This window comes from Streptomyces sp. NPDC014882 (assembly GCF_043081325.1).
In the GTDB taxonomy this organism is placed as follows: domain Bacteria; phylum Actinomycetota; class Actinomycetes; order Streptomycetales; family Streptomycetaceae; genus Streptomyces.
The window spans coordinates 84,454-99,259 of sequence record NZ_JBIBWL010000012.1 but is presented as its reverse complement, the minus strand read 5'-3'; the positions used below and the strand labels follow the sequence as shown (position 1 = coordinate 99,259).

The window sequence follows — 14,806 nt, the reverse complement described above, 5'->3', positions numbered from 1 at the left end:
CTCTTGTCGCGGTACCGGAGGGGGTGCGGTGGTGTGCCGAGCCGTGCTGATCGAACGTCACCGGGTCCCACCTCGCAGGGGAACACCGGGGCCCTCCGGTTCTCGGCCGGGGGTCCGGCCGGCGGCGCGGCCGCCGTCGGACGCAGCGTCCTCGGGGACGATGCGGTGGACCGCCTCCTCGAACGCGAAGAGGCGGTGGGGGCGGGGCCGGCCGAGGGCGCCGAGGGCGGCGTCCGCCGCACTGACGCCGCTGCGGACCGCACCCTCCATGGTCGCGGGCCACCCGGTGGCGGTCCACGCCCCGGCCAGGTACAGGCCGGGTGACTTGGTGCGGGCGCCGGGCCTGAGCCGTCCGACGCCGGGGGTGGGAGCGAAGGTGGCCGTGCGCTCGCGGGTCACGAAGAAGTCCCGCACCGCGGCGCCGCGGGTGGCCGGCAGCAGCCGCTCCAGTTCGGGCAGGTAGCGCTCGCGCAGGGCGGCGACGGGGGCGTCGATGTCGTCCTGCGCGGCGGACTGCGACAGGGCGAGGTACTGGCCCTCGCGCAGCCCGGAGGCGTGGGTGCGGTCGAACACCCACTGCACGGGGGTGCCGAGCGCGGCGAGGAAGGGGACGCCGAGCACCTTGCGGTCGTAGACGACGTGGACGTTCAGGATCGGGGCCGTGCCGATCTCCAGGAGCCGCTCGGGGGCGTCGAGCGCCCCGTCCGGCAGCAGGTCGTGGGCCTCGCGCTGCGGGACGGCGAGCACGACGGCGTCCGCGCGGAGCGTCCCGCCGGGGAAGCGGACGGTCCACGTGCCGTCGGCGGCGGCGGAGACGGCGGTGACGCGGGCGCGGACCTCGGTGCGCACGCCCGCGGCGTCGAGCGCCTCGCGGGCCAGCCGGTCGTGGAGTTCGCCCAGCGGGACGTGGGCCCAGCCGATGTCGGCGGCGCCCGGGTCGGACAGCAGGCCGGTCTTGAACACCATCGCGGCCAGGGCCAGGGAGGTGTCGCCGGCGACCGCGTTGAGGGTGGCGACCCCGACCAGGTCCCACAGGGCCTCGACGGCTCGCGGCGACTGCCCGTGGGCGGCCAGCCAGCTGCCGAAGTCCTGCGTGTCCAGGGCCGGATCGGCGGGGTCGAGGCCCTTGAGCGCGAGCGCGGCCCGGCCGACCGAGGCGCGTTCGGCGAGCGAGAGGTGCGGGTACGTGGCGAGGCTGCGGCCCAGGTGGAGGGGGACCGGCAGCGCGTCGCGCCGCAGCCTGCCGAGCCGTCGCCCCGCGGGCCTGTCGAGGTCGACGACGGGCACGTCGAGCCGGTCCTGGAGCGGCGCCAGCGCGGTGCCGCCGATGCGGTCGAGGAACCAGCGGTAGGCGGTGCAGCAGCGCAGGTAGACGTGCTGGCCGTTGTCGACGGTGAGCCCGCCGCGCCGGAAGGAGAAGGCCAGGCCGCCGAGCCGGGGCCGGCCCTCGAGCAGGGTGACGCGGACGCCGGCGTCGGCGAGCGCGAGCGCGGCGGTGACGCCGGCGAGCCCGCCGCCGATCACGACGGCGTCCCGCCCGGAGGTCTCCGGGGTGCCGGAGCGCGGTTCGTCGCTCATCGTGCGTCCTCCCCCGCGTGCCCGCCCCGACGGCCGGACTCCGCGCGGCGGGCCGTCGCCGTCAGGGACGCGGCGGCGCGGCGGAGGGTTGCGTGCCGTTCCTCCCCGGTGACGTCACCGGGGCCCGCGTGGTCGCCCCGTGGGTCCATCAGATCTGCCTCCTGCCGGCCAGCCGGGACACGTGGCGGGTGTCCAGGCCGGAGAGGCCGCGGACGGCGACGTACGCCTTCTCCCGGCCGGGCAGGGAGACCCGGCCGCGCAGGACGGCCCCGGGGTCGCGCTCGATGCGGTCCAGCAGGCGGCGGTAGATGCCGGCCATGGCGGCGACGCAGGCGCCGCTGCGCCGGTCGAGCAGGGGGAGCAGCCGGTAGCCCTCGGCGAACAGGGTGCGGGCGCGCCGCACCTCGAAGTGCACGAGGCCCGCGAAGTCGGAGCCCGCCGGCGGCGTCGGCCCGTCGAAGCCGGCCGAGCAGCCGAACTTGGCGAGGTCGTCGGCGGGCAGGTAGGTGCGCCCGCCGGCGGCGTCCTCGCGGACGTCCCGGAGGATGTTGGTGAGCTGGAGGGCGAGGCCGAGGGTGTCGGCGTACTCCGGGGCCCGTTCGGCGCCGCGCGCTCCCGGTCCGGTGCCGAAGACGCCGAGGGAGAGCCGCCCGATGGCGCCCGCCACGCAGCGGCAGTACGTCTTCAGGTCGTCCCAGGTCTCGTAGGTCTCGCCGCGGACGTCCATCAGGACGCCGTCGATCAGCTCGTCCAGGCCGCCGAGCGGGATCGGGAAGGTCCTGGCGGCGTGCGCGAGGGCGACCGCGACGGGGTCGGTGTCGTCCTCCTCGACCTCGCCCGCGCGGACCCGGGTGAGCAGCGCCCGCGTGTCCTCCAGCCGGGCACTCTTGACCTCGCCGTCCAGGGCGCCGTCGCCGATGTCGTCGACGCGGCGCGAGAACGCGTACAGCGCCGACATGGCGCGGCGCTTCGCGGTGGGCAGCAGCCGGATGCCGTAGGCGAAGTTGCGCGCCTGCTGTCCGGTGACGGTCTCGCAGTAGCCGTAGGCGGCGAGCACCGGTGCGGACACGGGTGGCGGCGAGTCCACGGTCGGGATCACCCCTCTCCTCGCAGGGTCGTGCCCACCTCGCGCAGCAGCCGGAGCTTGCCGGGCCTGGGCGGGCCGGGAAGGACGTCGTGATGGGCGGCGGCGATCGCGTGGAGCGCCGCCCTGCCGCCCGCCACGAAGCCCGCGAGCAGCAGTCTCAGCCTTCCGTGGACGCTGCCCACGAGGGGGGCGCCCTCGTCCAGGAGGTCGGCGGCGCGCCCGGCCTCGAAGGCGACCAGGGCGCGCACCGAGGCCCCCGCGGTCGGCGCGGCGAGGTCCGCCTCCTGGACGTGGAAGCGCTTCATGTCCGTGGCGGGAAGGTAGATCCGGTCGCGGCCGAGGTCCTCGGCCACGTCCTGGAGGTGCTCGACGATCTGGAGCGCGGTGCAGACCGCGTCGGAGCGGCGCACGCGCTCGGGGGTCGTGGTGCCGGTGACGGCGAGGACCAGCCGGCCCACGGGGTTGGCGGACAGCTCGCAGTAGGCCAGCAGGTCGTCGTAGGTCTCGTACCGGGTGACGAGCTGGTCCTGGCGGTTGGCGGCGATCAGCGCGAGGAAGGGCTCGGGGGTGAGCGAGCGGCGGCGCACGGCCGGCTGGAGGCGGCGCAGCAGGGGGTGGCGGGGCGTGCCGTCGAAGACGCGCCGCAGGTCGGCCTCGAAGGCGTCGAGGAGGACCAGCCGGTCCCCGGCCTCGGCGGCCGGCACGCCGAGCAGGCGGGCGTCGGCGCCGCCGGGCGCGAGGTCGCCGTCACCGATGTCGTCGACGAGGCGGGCGAAGCCGTACACGGCGACCAGGTCCTCGCGCCAGTCCCGGGGCAGGAAGAAGGGGGCCACGGGGAAGTTCTCGTCCGCGGCCTTGGCGAGGGTGGAGCGCTCCGTGTCCGCGGCGCCCGGCGCCGTCATCGTCGACCGCCCGGGGCGGGGACGGCACGTGTGCTCGGGGCAGGGACGGCACGCGCTGCGTTGAGCAGGGGAGTTTCCGTAGCCATCGCCGTCACATCTCCCGTTCTACACCGACAACCCGACACCCACTATTTCGGACACGCCGCCCGGCCGCCCGCGCGGCGTCGGCGCTCGAGGGTGTCGCGCGTTATCGCCCCACTTGCCGCGTTTCGGGACCGGTACAGCTTACGTTGTACAACGCACCGGGGTCCGCGCGGGTGTCCCGCAGATCACAACAACACACCGATCGACGTCAAGATTCCTACGGCGGCGGGAAGTTGGCGTTTCCTTTGCAGACGCGGGGCCCCGCCGGAAGGTTCCGGCGGGGCCCGACGGCACCGGGTCACTTCCCGGTGAACTTCTCGTACTCCCCGAGGACCTCTTCGGTCGGTCCGTCCATCCGCAGTTCGCCGCGTTCCAGCCACAGCACGCGGTCGCAGGTGTCGCGGATCGACTTGTTGCTGTGGCTGACCAGGAACACCGTCCCGGCCTGCCGGCGCAGCTCGCGGATGCGCTCCTCGGAGCGCTTGCGGAACCTCGCGTCGCCGGTGGCCAGCGCCTCGTCGATCATGAGGACGTCGTGGTCCTTGGCGGCGGCGATGGAGAACCGCAGGCGGGCCTGCATGCCGGAGGAGTAGGTGCGCATGGGCAGGGTGACGAAGTCGCCCTTCTCGTTGATGCCGGAGAAGTCGACGATCTCCTGGTAGCGCTCCCTGATCTGCTCCCGGGACATGCCCATGGCGAGTCCGCCGAGGACGATGTTGCGTTCGCCGGTGAGGTCGTTCATGAGGGCGGCGTTCACCCCGAGCAGGGAGGGCTGGCCGTCGGTGTAGACCCTGCCGCTCTCCGGCGGCAGCAGGCCGGCGATGGCGCGCAGCAGCGTGGACTTGCCGGAGCCGTTGGAGCCGATCAGGCCGATGGCCTCGCCGCGGTGGGCGACGAACGAGACGCCGCGCACCGCGTGCACCTTGCGCACGCCCCGGTCCTCGCCGCGCTTGACGATCCGGCTGAGGGCGGCGGTGGCGCTGCCCTTGCCCGCCCGGGCGCCGTTGACGCGGTAGACGATGTGCACGTCGTCGGCGATGACGGTGGGGACCTGGGCGGTCGCCGGCCGCTCAGCCACGGCCGTACCTCTCCTCGGCCTGCCAGAAGTAGACGAAGCCGCCGATCGCGAACAGCGCGGCCCAGCCGCCGGCGACCGCCCACACGTGCTCGGGCAGGTTCCCGGCGCCGTACTCGTCGATGAGGGCGAAGCGCATCAGGTCCATGTAGACGGCCGCCGGGTTCCACTGGAGGAGGGTGGCGACCCACTGCGGCTTGTCGGCGAGGAAGACGGGGATGGAGAACATGACGCCGGAGGCGTACATCCAGGTCCGCATGACGAACGGCATCAGCTGCGCCAGGTCCGGGGTCTTCGCGCCGGCCCGCGCGAAGATCAGGGCCAGACCGGTGTTGAAGCAGAACTGGAGCACCAGCACCGGGACGATCAGGAGCCAGGAGGCGTCCGGGTAGCTGCCGAAGCCGATCACCACCAGGAACAGCACGATCATCGAGTACAGCAGCTGCTGGAGCTGCTGGAGCGCGAAGGAGACCGGCAGCGAGGCGCGCGGGAAGTGCAGGGCGCGGACCAGGCCGAGGTTGCCGGAGATCGCCCGGACGCCGCTCATCACCGAGGACTGGGTGAAGGTGAAGACGAACACGCCCGTGACGAGGAACGGGATGTACACCTCCTTCTCCATGCCGCGGCTGGCGTTGAGGATCACGCCGAAGATCATGAAGTACACGGCGGCGTTCAGCAGCGGGGTGGCCACCTGCCACAGCTGCCCCAGCTTGGCCTGGCTGTACTGAGCGGTCACCTTCGCCTGGGAGAAGGCCAGGATGAAGTGACGGCGCCCCCAGAGCTGGCGGACGTACTCCCGCAGCGGAGGCCGGGCGCCGCTCACGGTCAGCCCGTACCTGGCGGCCAGCTGTGCCGCCGTGAGGCCCTCGTCGGGCGACGGGGGCGCGCTCACCGCGACTCCGCCGTCATGCGTTGTCTCACTCACCAGTAGGAAACTTTCGTCTTCGGGATGCGCGGCCTGAACCGGGCCGGCACGTGCCGGGGGGCCGCGGAACGGCCCGGGCCCTCGGGGACGAGCTTGTCAGATGACCGGAGGCCGGCCCAGCCGGGTCAGCCGCCACACCGTACGCCACTTCATGGGTCGGCGCGGTCCGCACGAGGTGGTCCACCCTTCGCGGAAACCACCGAACCACGCTTTCAGGGCCGGGCGCGAGGGGCGGCGCAGCAGGGTGAGCAGCAGCCACACGCCGAGGTAGACCGGGACGAGGGGCGCGGGGAGATTGCGCCGGGCCAGCCAGACCCGGTTGCGGGCGACCATGCGGTGGTAGACGGCGTGCCGCGAGGGCGCGGTCGTCGGGTGGTGCAGCACCATGTCGGACCGGTAGTCGATCATCCAGCCCGCGTCGAGGGCCCGCCAGGCCAGGTCGGTCTCCTCGTGGGCGTAGAAGAACGCGTCCGGGAGGGCGCCGACCTCGGCGAGGACCTGGGTGCGCACCGCGTTGGCGCCGCCGAGGAAGGTGGTGACGCGGGAGGAGCGCATCGGGTCGGAGGCGCGCAGCCGGGGCACGTGGCGGCGCTGGGTGACACCGGTCTCCGGGTCGGCGATGCGGAAGCTGATGATGCCGAGCCGCGGGTCCTCCGCGAAGGCCCGGCGGCACAGCTCGGCGGTGTCGTGGTGGGCGAGGAGCCCGTCGTCGTCGAGGAAGAGCAGCACGTCGACGTCGCGGCCGCTCGGGCCGAACGCCTCGATGCCCACGTTGCGGCCGCCGGGGATGCCGAGGTTCTCGGGCAGCTCGACCGTGCGGACGCCGTCGGGGACGTCCGGGACGGGCGCGCCGTTGCCGACGACGACCACCTCGACCCGGTCGCCGTCCTGCTTGGCGATCGAGTCGATCAGGGCGCGCAGTTCGTCGGGGCGGTTGCCCATGGTGATGATCACCGCGCCGACCTTCATGGGCGTGCTCACTTCAGCCTGCTCGACGCGAGGATGGACACCAGGTGCAGCACGGTCTGGAGCAGCGCGATGCCCGCGAGGACGGCGACCCCGAGCCGGGTGAAGAAGAGGTCGCCGCGCGTCTGGTCCACGACCGCCAGGACCAGGATGAGCAGGGAGGCCTCGATGCCGAGGATCAGGCGGTGGAACTTCAGCATGGCGGCGGCCCTGCGGGCCAGTGCCATGCCGGAGGAGCGCATCTCCGCGGCCGCCTCCTGCACCGGCGGCTTCCCGGCCTGGTGGCGGGCGACGCCGACGAGGTCGGTCTCCGCCTTGATCAGGATCGCGCCGAGCGCGGCGAGCGTGCCGAGGAAGGCCCACAGCCAGTCGACGCGCCCGGTGCCCCACAGGTCGGCGGCGCGCAGGCCGAAGCCGGCCAGCACGGCGGCGTCGGTGAGGTAGGCGCCGACCCGGTCCAGGTAGACGCCGTTGAGGGAGTACTGCTTCTTCCAGCGGGCGATCTCGCCGTCGACGCAGTCCAGCAGCAAGTACATCTGGACGCAGACCACACCGAGCACCGCCCCCGTGATCCCCGGCACCAGCAGGGCCGGGGCCGCGAGCACGCCGAAGACGGTCATCAGGTACGTGAGCTGGTTGGGCGTGACCCTGGTGTTCACCAGATAGCGGTCGACCCGCAGGGACACCTCACGCATGTAGAGGCGTCCCATCCAGTGCTCACCGCTGCGCCGGTCCTTCACCCCCGCGGGGTGGACGACCGGTCTGAGTTCAGCTACTGATGGCCTTGACATAGTCGGCGTAGGTGTCCTTGATCTGGTCGGTCTTGAGGTCGAGGTGTTCGAGGATGGTGTAGCGGCCGGGGCGGGTCTGCGGGGCGTACTCCACGACCTTGACGAACTCCTCCGTCGTGAAGCCGATCTCGTCGGGCAGCACCGGCAGTCCGTGCCGGCGCAGCACCTCGGCCATGTACGCCGCCTCCTCGTGGGCTCCGCGCAGGTACATCGCGAAGGCCGCGCCCAGTCCGCACTGCTCACCGTGGGCGGCGGCGCGCCTGGGGTACAGCAGGTCGAAGGCGTGGTTGATCTCGTGGCAGGCGCCGGACGACGGGCGGGAGTCGCCGGACACCGACATCGCGATGCCGCTGAGGACGAGCGCCTCGGCGAGCACCTGGAGGAAGCCGGTGTCGCCGATGCCCCCCGGGTGCCGCAGGACCGCCTCGCCGGCCTGCCGCGCGATGGCGGCGGCCAGTCCGTCGATCTTCTCGCCCTTGACGCGGTGGGCGAGCTCCCAGTCCGCGATCGCGGAGATGTTGGAGACGGCGTCGCCGATGCCGGCCCGCACGTAGCGCACCGGCGCGTCGCGGATGACGTCCAGGTCGATCACGACGGCGATCGGGTTCGGCACCCCGTAGGAGCCGCGGCCCGCGTCGTTGTCGAGGGTGGCGACCGGGGAGCACAGTCCGTCGTGCGCGAGGTTCGTCGGTACGGCGACCAGCGGCAGGCCCACCCGTGCCGCGGCGAACTTGGCACAGTCGATGATCTTGCCGCCGCCCAGGCCCACGACGGCGTCGTAGTGGCCGGCCTTTATGTCACCGGCGAGCCGCACGGCGTCGTCGAGGGTGCCGCCGTCCACCTCGTACCAGGTGGCGCCGGACAGGGCGGGGGTGAGGCGCTCGCGCAGCCGGGCTCCCGAGCCGCCGCTGACGGCGACGGCGAGCTTGCCCGAGTGCGAGATGCGCTCGTCGGCGAGGACCCCGACGAGGTCGTCGAGGGCACCCGGACGGATGTCGACGACGACCGGCGAGGGGATCAGCCGGGTCAGTACCGGCATGCGATCTCCCGTCCCCGGGCGAGATCGTCGTGGTTGTCGATCTCGACCCACGCGACGTCGCCGATCGGCGCCACGTCGATGCGGAAGCCGCGGTTCACGAGCTCCTGGTAGCCGTGCTCGTAGAACTGCTGCGGGTCGCTCTCCCAGACCGCCTTCAGCGCGTCGGCGAGCTCGGGGGCGGCGTCGCCCTCGATGAGGGTGACGCCGATGTACTCGCCGGTGGCCTCGGCGGGGTCCATCAGCTTGGTGATCTTCGTCATTCCCCCGTCGGGGCCGACGACGACCTTCATCTCCTCGTCGGCGAGGGACTTCACGGTGTCGAGCGCGAGGATGATCCGCCTGCCGTCGCCGCGGGCGGCGAGCAGGGTCCTCTCGACGGAGACCGGGTGCACGGTGTCGCCGTTGGCGAGGATCACGCCGTCCTTGAGGGCGTCACGGCCGCACCACAGGGAGTAGGCGTTGTTCCACTCCTCGGCCTTGTCGTTGTCGATCAGGGTGAGCGTGAGGCCGTACTTCGCCTCCAGGGCCGCCTTGCGCTCGTACACGGCCTCCTTGCGGTAGCCGACGATGACCGCGACCTCGGTCAGACCGATCTCGGCGAAGTTGCCGAGGGTCAGGTCCAGCACGGTGACCGCATCGGGTCCGTCCTCTATGCCCGCGGGCCCCACCGGCACCAGCGCCTTGGGAAGGCTGTCGGTGTAGGGGCGCAGACGCCGTCCGGCGCCGGCCGCCAGCACGAGGCCGATCATGCGGGTTCTCCTTCGTCGTGTACGGACGGGGCGCCTGCCCGGTGGGCGGCGACCCAGAAGTGGATGCTCTCGGCGACCACCACGAGGGCGACGGCCACGGCGAGGACCGTGAGCGCGACCGTGAACTGCCCGGCGGTGAGCACCGCGGCGAGCACGGCCACGAGCAGCGTCCGTCCCTCCTGCCCCCCGACGGCGCGCACCAGCCAGGCCGGCGGCGCCCCGGCGTCGCCGCGGATGCGGTACACCGTGTCGTAGTGATGGTAGGCGACGGCGGCAACCAGCCCGAAAGCGGCCGGTAGCGCCCCGTTCACCTCGGCCCTGGCCGCGAGGATCAGCACCGTGCCGTACTCGGCGGCGCGGAAGAGTGGGGGGACGAGCCAGTCGAGGGCGCCCTTGAGGGGGCGGGAGACAGCCTCGGCGGAGAGCAGGACGTAGGCGCCGGCCATCGGCACGACCCACCAGCCCGGTCCCCACAGCCAGGCGCCGAGGGTGACGAGGACGGCGCCGACGGCGGCGCTCAGGAGCGCCGTGGGACGGGGCCTGCCGGGCAGGAGGCGGACGAGCAGTCCGGCCAGCGGCCCGCTGTCCGCGAGGTCGGCCAGGGCCCGCGCGGCCCGGTCGGTGCGGCCGGCCCCACGGGTCAGCGAGCGCAGGACGCGGCCCGTGGTCGTGTACGTCGCGGCCAGGGCGCAGCCGACGAGCAGGACGGAGAGGGTGACGCGCGGGGTGGTGGCCGCGGTCAGGACGGCGATCAGGGCCCATCGTTCGCCGATGGGCAGCACTATCATCCGGCGCGCCCAGACCGTCCAGCCGACGCTGTCCAGCTTGCCGGAGAGGGCCGCGGTGGGGCTGGTGCCGGCGGTGGCGCCCGTGCTGCCGACGTTCGCCTCGTTGAAGGAGAAGTCCACGACGTGCCGGCAGGTCTGCAGGACCATCGCGCCGAGGGCGAGCGCCCATACATCGTCATGGCCGCCGCGGGCCGCCCCGAGGGCGAGGCCCGCGTAGTAGGCGTACTCCTTGGCCCGGTCGAAGGTGGCGTCCAGCCAGGCCCCGAGGGTGGAGTACTGGAGCGAGTAGCGGGCGAGCTGGCCGTCGGTGCAGTCCAGGACGAACGAGAAGATCAGCAGCAGTCCGGCGGCGACGTAGCCGGGGCGGGTGCCGGTGGCCGCGCAGCCCGCCGCGATCAGCGCGGTGACCAGCGAGGCGGTGGTGACCTGGTTCGGGGTGAGGCCCCGGCGGGCGCACCAGCGGGCGAGGTAGCGCGAGTAGGGGCTGACGCAGAAGGTCGTGAAGAAGCCGTCGCGGGCCTTCACGGCCGACTTCAGGCGTACGGCCTCGTCGTCGACGGCGTCGACGGCCTGCCGCGCCTCGTTGCGGGCCTGGGGGTCGGCGGGGACGGCGGCGACCAGGCTGCCCAGCTCGGGCCGGTGGACCTCGCCGCCGTAGGCGTCGAGGGCGGTGACGACGCGGTCGGCGAGGCTGTCCGCATCCCCTGCCTTGACCGTGTCCGGCTTCGCCCGCACGGGGGCGCCCCCGTGCGCGGTGCCGCCGCTCGCGGAGTTCTCGCGGGCCATCGCGCGGGTCAGGGCCTGGCGTCCGGCCGGCTGGGCGGTGACGGCGCCGGGGACCGCGGCGAGCGGGAAGCGGGGGTCGGTCAGGCCGAGGCGCAGCGCGTGCCGGTGGCCCACGAAGCGGGTGTCGACGACGGCGACCCGCTGGTCCGCCGGGACGGCGGCGAGCAGGGTCTCCGTGTCGGCGGCGTCGGCGGCGGTCCGGACGTCGAAGCCGAGGGACCGCAGATCGGCCTCGATCGACGAACCGGGGACCGGCTGACCGGTGAGGATGGCGGTCGGCAACCGAACTCACTCCCTGGGGCCCGGCGCGTGCGCGCCGGTCTTCTGCATGGTGGGCTCTGCATGGCGGGCGCCCCTGTACGGCACCGGTGACGGCACCGGGCGCGCGGCATTCGGCAGAGGCTATCGGATGCCCGGAAGGCCGTGTTCACCGGCCGTTCAGGTCCGATCCACACGGTCCCGGCCGGCCTCGGCCGAGATCATCATGGGCGATCGGCGGCCCCGCCCACAAACCGCGCTCCCCCACGGCAGACATCCGGGACATTGCACACGGACCCGGGGCCTCGGCATAGGGTGGGCGGCCATGACGTGGCTGATCACCGGCGGGGCCGGATACATAGGGGCACATGTGGCGCGGGCCATGACCGGCGCCGGCGAACGCGTCGTCGTCCTGGACGACCTGTCGGCAGGCGTCCCCGCGCGGCTCCCGGCGGACGTACCCCTCGTGAGGGGTTCGGCGCTCGACGCCGGCCTGCTGGAGCGGGTCCTGGCCGGGCACGCGGTGACCGGGGTGGTGCACCTGGCGGCGCGCAAGCAGGTCGCCGAGTCGGTGGCGGAGCCCACGCGCTACTACCGGGAGAACGTCGGGGGTCTGGCCACCCTGCTGGAGGCGGCCGCCGGGGCCGGTGTCCGGCGGTTCCTGTTCTCCTCGTCCGCGGCCGTCTACGGCAACCCGGACGTGGACCTCATCACGGAGGACACCCCCTGCGCCCCGGTCAACCCGTACGGCGAGACCAAGCTCGCCGGGGAGTGGCTGGTGCGGGCGGCGGGCGAGGCGCACGGCATCGCGACGACCTGCCTGCGCTACTTCAACGTGGCCGGTGCGGCCGAGCCCGCGCTGGCCGACACGGGCGTCTTCAACATCGTCCCGATGGTCTTCGACCGGCTCACCCGCGGCGAGGCCCCGCGGATCTTCGGCGACGACTACCCGACCCCGGACGGCACCTGCGTGCGGGACTACATCCACGTCGCCGACCTGGCCGAGGCGCACCTCGCGGCGGCCCGCCGGCTCGGCGCGCCGGACGCGGCCGGCGACCTGACGGTGAACATCGGCCGCGGCGAGGGCGTCTCGGTGCGCGAGCTGGTCACCCTGATCGGCGAGGTCACCGGCGACACCCGGCCGGCCGTGGTCGAGGGGCGCCGCCCCGGGGACGCGCCGCGCGCGGTGGCGTCGGCCGAGCTGGCCGCCCGGGAACTGGGCTGGACCGCCTCGCGCGGGGTGCGCGAGATGGTCGCGTCGGCCTGGCGGGGCTGGCGGTCGCACCGGTCGGCCGAGCCGTCGCAGGACGCCTGACCTGGACTTCGTTTCCGCAGGTCAGGGTAGATGACAACGGTGTTCAGTGCCGCGTTGCCGGATACCCCCCGCCCGTAGTTCACTGGGGGCCCGGGCCGATCGCAGGAGGCTGTTTCCCATGGGGGCTGGGCACGACCACGGGCACGGTCACACGCACGTGCCCGCCACGGGCACGGCCGCGGCGGCCTACCGCGGCCGGCTGCGCGCCGCGCTGGCGATCACCCTCACCGTCATGGTGGTGGAGATCGTCGGCGGGGTGCTCGCCGACTCCCTCGCCCTGATCGCCGACGCGGCGCACATGGCGACCGACGCGCTCGGGCTGGGCATGGCGCTGCTCGCGATCCACTTCGCGGCCCGCCCGCCGACCGGGAACCGCACCTTCGGGTACGCCCGCGCCGAGATCCTGGCCGCCCTCGCCAACTGTCTGCTGCTGCTCGGCGTGGGCGGGTACGTCGTGTACGAGGCCGTGCAGCGGTTCTTCACGCCGGCCCCCACCGAGGGCGCCGCGATGATCGTGTTCGGCGGGATCGGCCTGGTCGCCAACATGGTCTCGCTGACGCTGCTGATGCGCGGGCAGGCCGACAGCCTCAACGTGCGGGGGGCGTTCCTGGAGGTGGCGGCGGACGCGCTGGGCTCGGTCGCGGTGCTGCTGTCGGCGGTGGTGATCCTGACGACGGGCTGGCGGGCCGCCGACCCGGTCGCCTCGCTCGTCATCGGCCTGATGATCGTGCCGCGGACCGTGAGGCTGCTGCGCGAGACGCTGGACGTGCTGCTGGAGGCGGCCCCGAAGGGCGTCGACATGGCCGAGGTGCGCGCCCATCTGCTCGCCCTGGACGGGGTCGAGGACGTGCACGACCTGCACGCCTGGACGATCACCTCGGGGATGCCGGTGCTGTCGGCGCACGTGGTGGTGCGCTCGGACGTGCTGGACGCGATCGGCCACGAGAAGATGCTGCACGAGCTCCAGGGCTGCCTGGGCGACCACTTCGACGTGGCGCACTGCACCTTCCAGCTGGAGCCGCACGGCCACGCGCGGCACGAGGCGCGGCTCTGCCACTGAGGACCGGGCGGCCCGGCGCGCGCACGTCCGGTCCGGACGGTTCCCCGCGCGCGGCGCCGGGCAAGATCACCCACCGGGCCCCGTTTCCGGCGACGAAGCGGCGGCGGCCGTGGTCACGCCGTGCGGCAGGACATGCGGGCGTCCGCGGGTGAGTGCCGGGAGCGCCGTGCGCGTACGGCAGACTGGGGGCGCGAGGACCGATGTTAAGGATGGGTATGCCGATCACACCTGCCACCGCGACGACCGGCTCGTCGAACGGCACCGCGGACGCGATTTTGCTGGAACTGGTCGATGAGGACGGCGTGACCATCGGCACCGCGGAGAAGCTCGCGGCCCATCAGGCGCCGGGGCGGTTGCACCGGGCGTTCTCGGTGTTCCTCTTCGACGAGCGGGGCCGGCTGCTGCTCCAGCAGCGGGCGCTGGGCAAGTACCACTCCCCCGGTGTCTGGTCCAACACCTGCTGCGGTCACCCCTACCCGGGCGAGGCGCCGTTCGCGGCGGCCGCGCGGCGCACGTTCGAGGAGCTGGGGGTGTCCCCCTCGCTGATGGCGGAGGCGGGCACGGTCCGCTACAACCACCCGGACCCGGCGTCGGGCCTGGTGGAGCAGGAGTACAACCACCTGTTCGTCGGGATGGTGCAGTCCACGCCGCGGCCGGACCCCGAGGAGGTCGGCGACACGGTCTTCGTGACGCCCGCCGAGCTGGCGGAGCGGCACGCGAAGGACGTGTTCTCCTCCTGGTTCATGACCGTGCTGGACGCGGCCCGGCCGGCGGTGCGGGAGCTGACGGGACCCTCGGCCGGCTGGTGAGCTAGGAGTTCCCCGCGGGCTTGAGCGGCAGGGCGGCCCAGATCACCTTGCCGCCGCTCGCGGTGTGCTCGACGTCACACACCCCGCCCGCCTCCCGGGCGATCTCCCGCACCAGCAGCAGTCCCCGGCCGCCCGTCCGGCCGTGGTCGGTCTCCAGCGCGGTCGGGCGGTAGGGGTGGCTGTCCTCCACGGACACCCGCACCCACTCGGCCCCGACGGCCACCTCCACCGCGAGGACCGGCGACAGCAGTGCCGCGTGCCGTACGGCGTTGGTCACCAGCTCGGAGACGATCAGCAGCAGGCCCTGGACCAGGTCGTCCGAGGCCGGCACCCCCTGCCGGTGCAGCAGGTCCCGCACGGCGTGTCTCGCCTGCGGGACCGAGGCGTCCACGGCGGACGCGGTGAACCGCCAGACGCCTTCGTAGGGCAGCGGTTGCGGTTGCGGTTGCGGCACTCTGCCGGCCGGGGGGTCCTCCGTCGTTCCGGGGGGCGCCCCCGCCGCGTCCTCCGGGCGCGGGCCGGGCCCGCGCCCCTGGTTCTCCATCGTCCGGTCGCCGTCCTCGCGCTCGATTGTCACCACACGTCGAGTGTTGG

At 73.5% G+C, this 14,806-nt stretch carries 15 protein-coding genes; 3 read left to right on the top strand and 12 right to left on the bottom strand.

What is annotated here, in order from left to right:
- Window positions 1-57: 57 nt before the first annotated feature.
- The 11 genes from hpnE to ACF09K_RS25135 form a co-directional block, all read right to left on the bottom strand.
- On the bottom strand, window positions 58-1,578 hold the full coding sequence (gene hpnE / locus ACF09K_RS25185; RefSeq protein ID WP_392246915.1) for a hydroxysqualene dehydroxylase HpnE: 1,521 nt from the start codon (window positions 1,576-1,578) through the stop codon (window positions 58-60).
- A complete protein-coding gene (locus tag ACF09K_RS25180; protein WP_392246913.1) occupies window positions 1,575-1,727 on the bottom strand; it encodes a DUF6380 family protein in 153 nt (50 codons plus the stop codon). Before ACF09K_RS25180 ends, hpnE begins: the two co-directional genes overlap by 4 nt.
- On the bottom strand, window positions 1,727-2,677 hold the full coding sequence (gene hpnD, locus ACF09K_RS25175; RefSeq protein ID WP_392246911.1) for a presqualene diphosphate synthase HpnD: 951 nt from the start codon (window positions 2,675-2,677) through the stop codon (window positions 1,727-1,729). Before hpnD ends, ACF09K_RS25180 begins: the two co-directional genes overlap by 1 nt.
- Window positions 2,674-3,567, bottom strand: a complete 894-nt coding sequence (gene hpnC / locus ACF09K_RS25170; protein WP_392246909.1) for a squalene synthase HpnC — start codon at window positions 3,565-3,567, stop codon at window positions 2,674-2,676. Before hpnC ends, hpnD begins: the two co-directional genes overlap by 4 nt.
- 382 nt (window positions 3,568-3,949) lie before the next feature.
- A complete protein-coding gene (locus ACF09K_RS25165) occupies window positions 3,950-4,729 on the bottom strand; it encodes an ABC transporter ATP-binding protein (protein ID WP_392246907.1) in 780 nt (259 codons plus the stop codon).
- Window positions 4,722-5,651 carry an ABC transporter permease gene (locus ACF09K_RS25160; protein ID WP_392246905.1) on the bottom strand — a complete coding sequence of 310 codons (930 nt, stop codon included), beginning with the start codon at window positions 5,649-5,651 and terminating at the stop codon, window positions 4,722-4,724. Before ACF09K_RS25160 ends, ACF09K_RS25165 begins: the two co-directional genes overlap by 8 nt.
- Window positions 5,652-5,747: 96 nt before the next feature.
- Complete coding sequence (locus ACF09K_RS25155; RefSeq protein ID WP_392247151.1) at window positions 5,748-6,620, bottom strand: glycosyltransferase family 2 protein; 873 nt, start codon at window positions 6,618-6,620, stop codon at window positions 5,748-5,750.
- Window positions 6,621-6,628: 8 nt separating this feature from the next.
- Window positions 6,629-7,408 (bottom strand): CDP-alcohol phosphatidyltransferase family protein, encoded by a 780-nt coding sequence (locus ACF09K_RS25150; protein WP_392246904.1) that lies wholly within the window; start codon window positions 7,406-7,408, stop codon window positions 6,629-6,631.
- On the bottom strand, window positions 7,386-8,447 hold the full coding sequence (locus ACF09K_RS25145; RefSeq protein ID WP_392246902.1) for an iron-containing alcohol dehydrogenase family protein: 1,062 nt from the start codon (window positions 8,445-8,447) through the stop codon (window positions 7,386-7,388). Before ACF09K_RS25145 ends, ACF09K_RS25150 begins: the two co-directional genes overlap by 23 nt.
- Entirely contained in the window at window positions 8,435-9,196 is a 762-nt protein-coding gene (locus ACF09K_RS25140) for a sugar phosphate nucleotidyltransferase (protein WP_392246900.1), read from the bottom strand. Before ACF09K_RS25140 ends, ACF09K_RS25145 begins: the two co-directional genes overlap by 13 nt.
- Complete coding sequence (locus ACF09K_RS25135; RefSeq protein ID WP_392246898.1) at window positions 9,193-11,052, bottom strand: DUF5941 domain-containing protein; 1,860 nt, start codon at window positions 11,050-11,052, stop codon at window positions 9,193-9,195. The genes ACF09K_RS25140 and ACF09K_RS25135 overlap by 4 nt, the downstream gene beginning before the upstream one ends.
- 301 nt (window positions 11,053-11,353) lie before the next feature.
- On the opposite strand from ACF09K_RS25135, the gene galE reads away from it, so the two are divergent.
- From galE to idi, 3 genes are all read left to right on the top strand, one after another.
- The gene (galE, locus tag ACF09K_RS25130) at window positions 11,354-12,343 is read left to right on the top strand and encodes a UDP-glucose 4-epimerase GalE (RefSeq protein WP_392246896.1); all 990 of its coding nucleotides are present in this window, start codon (window positions 11,354-11,356) and stop codon (window positions 12,341-12,343) included.
- A 118-nt stretch (window positions 12,344-12,461) separates the two neighbouring features.
- A complete protein-coding gene (locus ACF09K_RS25125; RefSeq protein ID WP_392246894.1) occupies window positions 12,462-13,403 on the top strand; it encodes a cation diffusion facilitator family transporter in 942 nt (313 codons plus the stop codon).
- Between the two features lie 215 nt (window positions 13,404-13,618).
- On the top strand, window positions 13,619-14,212 hold the full coding sequence (idi, locus tag ACF09K_RS25120) for an isopentenyl-diphosphate Delta-isomerase (RefSeq protein ID WP_392246892.1): 594 nt from the start codon (window positions 13,619-13,621) through the stop codon (window positions 14,210-14,212).
- Between the two features lies 1 nt (window position 14,213).
- On the opposite strand, the gene ACF09K_RS25115 is transcribed toward idi, so the two are convergent.
- Window positions 14,214-14,756, bottom strand: coding sequence for an ATP-binding protein (locus tag ACF09K_RS25115; RefSeq protein WP_392247149.1), 543 nt, complete (start codon window positions 14,754-14,756; stop codon window positions 14,214-14,216).
- Window positions 14,757-14,806: the final 50 nt, after the last annotated feature.

Excerpts from the sequence above, each read along its gene's own strand:
- hpnE (WP_392246915.1), bottom strand. The coding sequence starts at position 1,578 with ATGAGCGACGAACCGCGCTCCGGCACCCCGGAGACCTCCGGGCGGGAC.
- ACF09K_RS25180 (WP_392246913.1), bottom strand. The coding sequence starts at position 1,727 with ATGGACCCACGGGGCGACCACGCGGGCCCCGGTGACGTCACCGGGGAG.
- hpnC (WP_392246909.1), bottom strand. The coding sequence starts at position 3,567 with ATGACGGCGCCGGGCGCCGCGGACACGGAGCGCTCCACCCTCGCCAAG.
- ACF09K_RS25155 (WP_392247151.1), bottom strand. The coding sequence starts at position 6,620 with ATGAAGGTCGGCGCGGTGATCATCACCATGGGCAACCGCCCCGACGAA.
- ACF09K_RS25150 (WP_392246904.1), bottom strand. The coding sequence starts at position 7,408 with ATGTCAAGGCCATCAGTAGCTGAACTCAGACCGGTCGTCCACCCCGCG.
- ACF09K_RS25145 (WP_392246902.1), bottom strand. The coding sequence starts at position 8,447 with ATGCCGGTACTGACCCGGCTGATCCCCTCGCCGGTCGTCGTCGACATC.
- ACF09K_RS25140 (WP_392246900.1), bottom strand. The coding sequence starts at position 9,196 with ATGATCGGCCTCGTGCTGGCGGCCGGCGCCGGACGGCGTCTGCGCCCC.
- galE (WP_392246896.1), top strand. The coding sequence starts at position 11,354 with ATGACGTGGCTGATCACCGGCGGGGCCGGATACATAGGGGCACATGTG.
- ACF09K_RS25125 (WP_392246894.1), top strand. The coding sequence starts at position 12,462 with ATGGGGGCTGGGCACGACCACGGGCACGGTCACACGCACGTGCCCGCC.
- idi (WP_392246892.1), top strand. The coding sequence starts at position 13,619 with ATGCCGATCACACCTGCCACCGCGACGACCGGCTCGTCGAACGGCACC.
- ACF09K_RS25115 (WP_392247149.1), bottom strand. The coding sequence starts at position 14,756 with ATGGAGAACCAGGGGCGCGGGCCCGGCCCGCGCCCGGAGGACGCGGCG.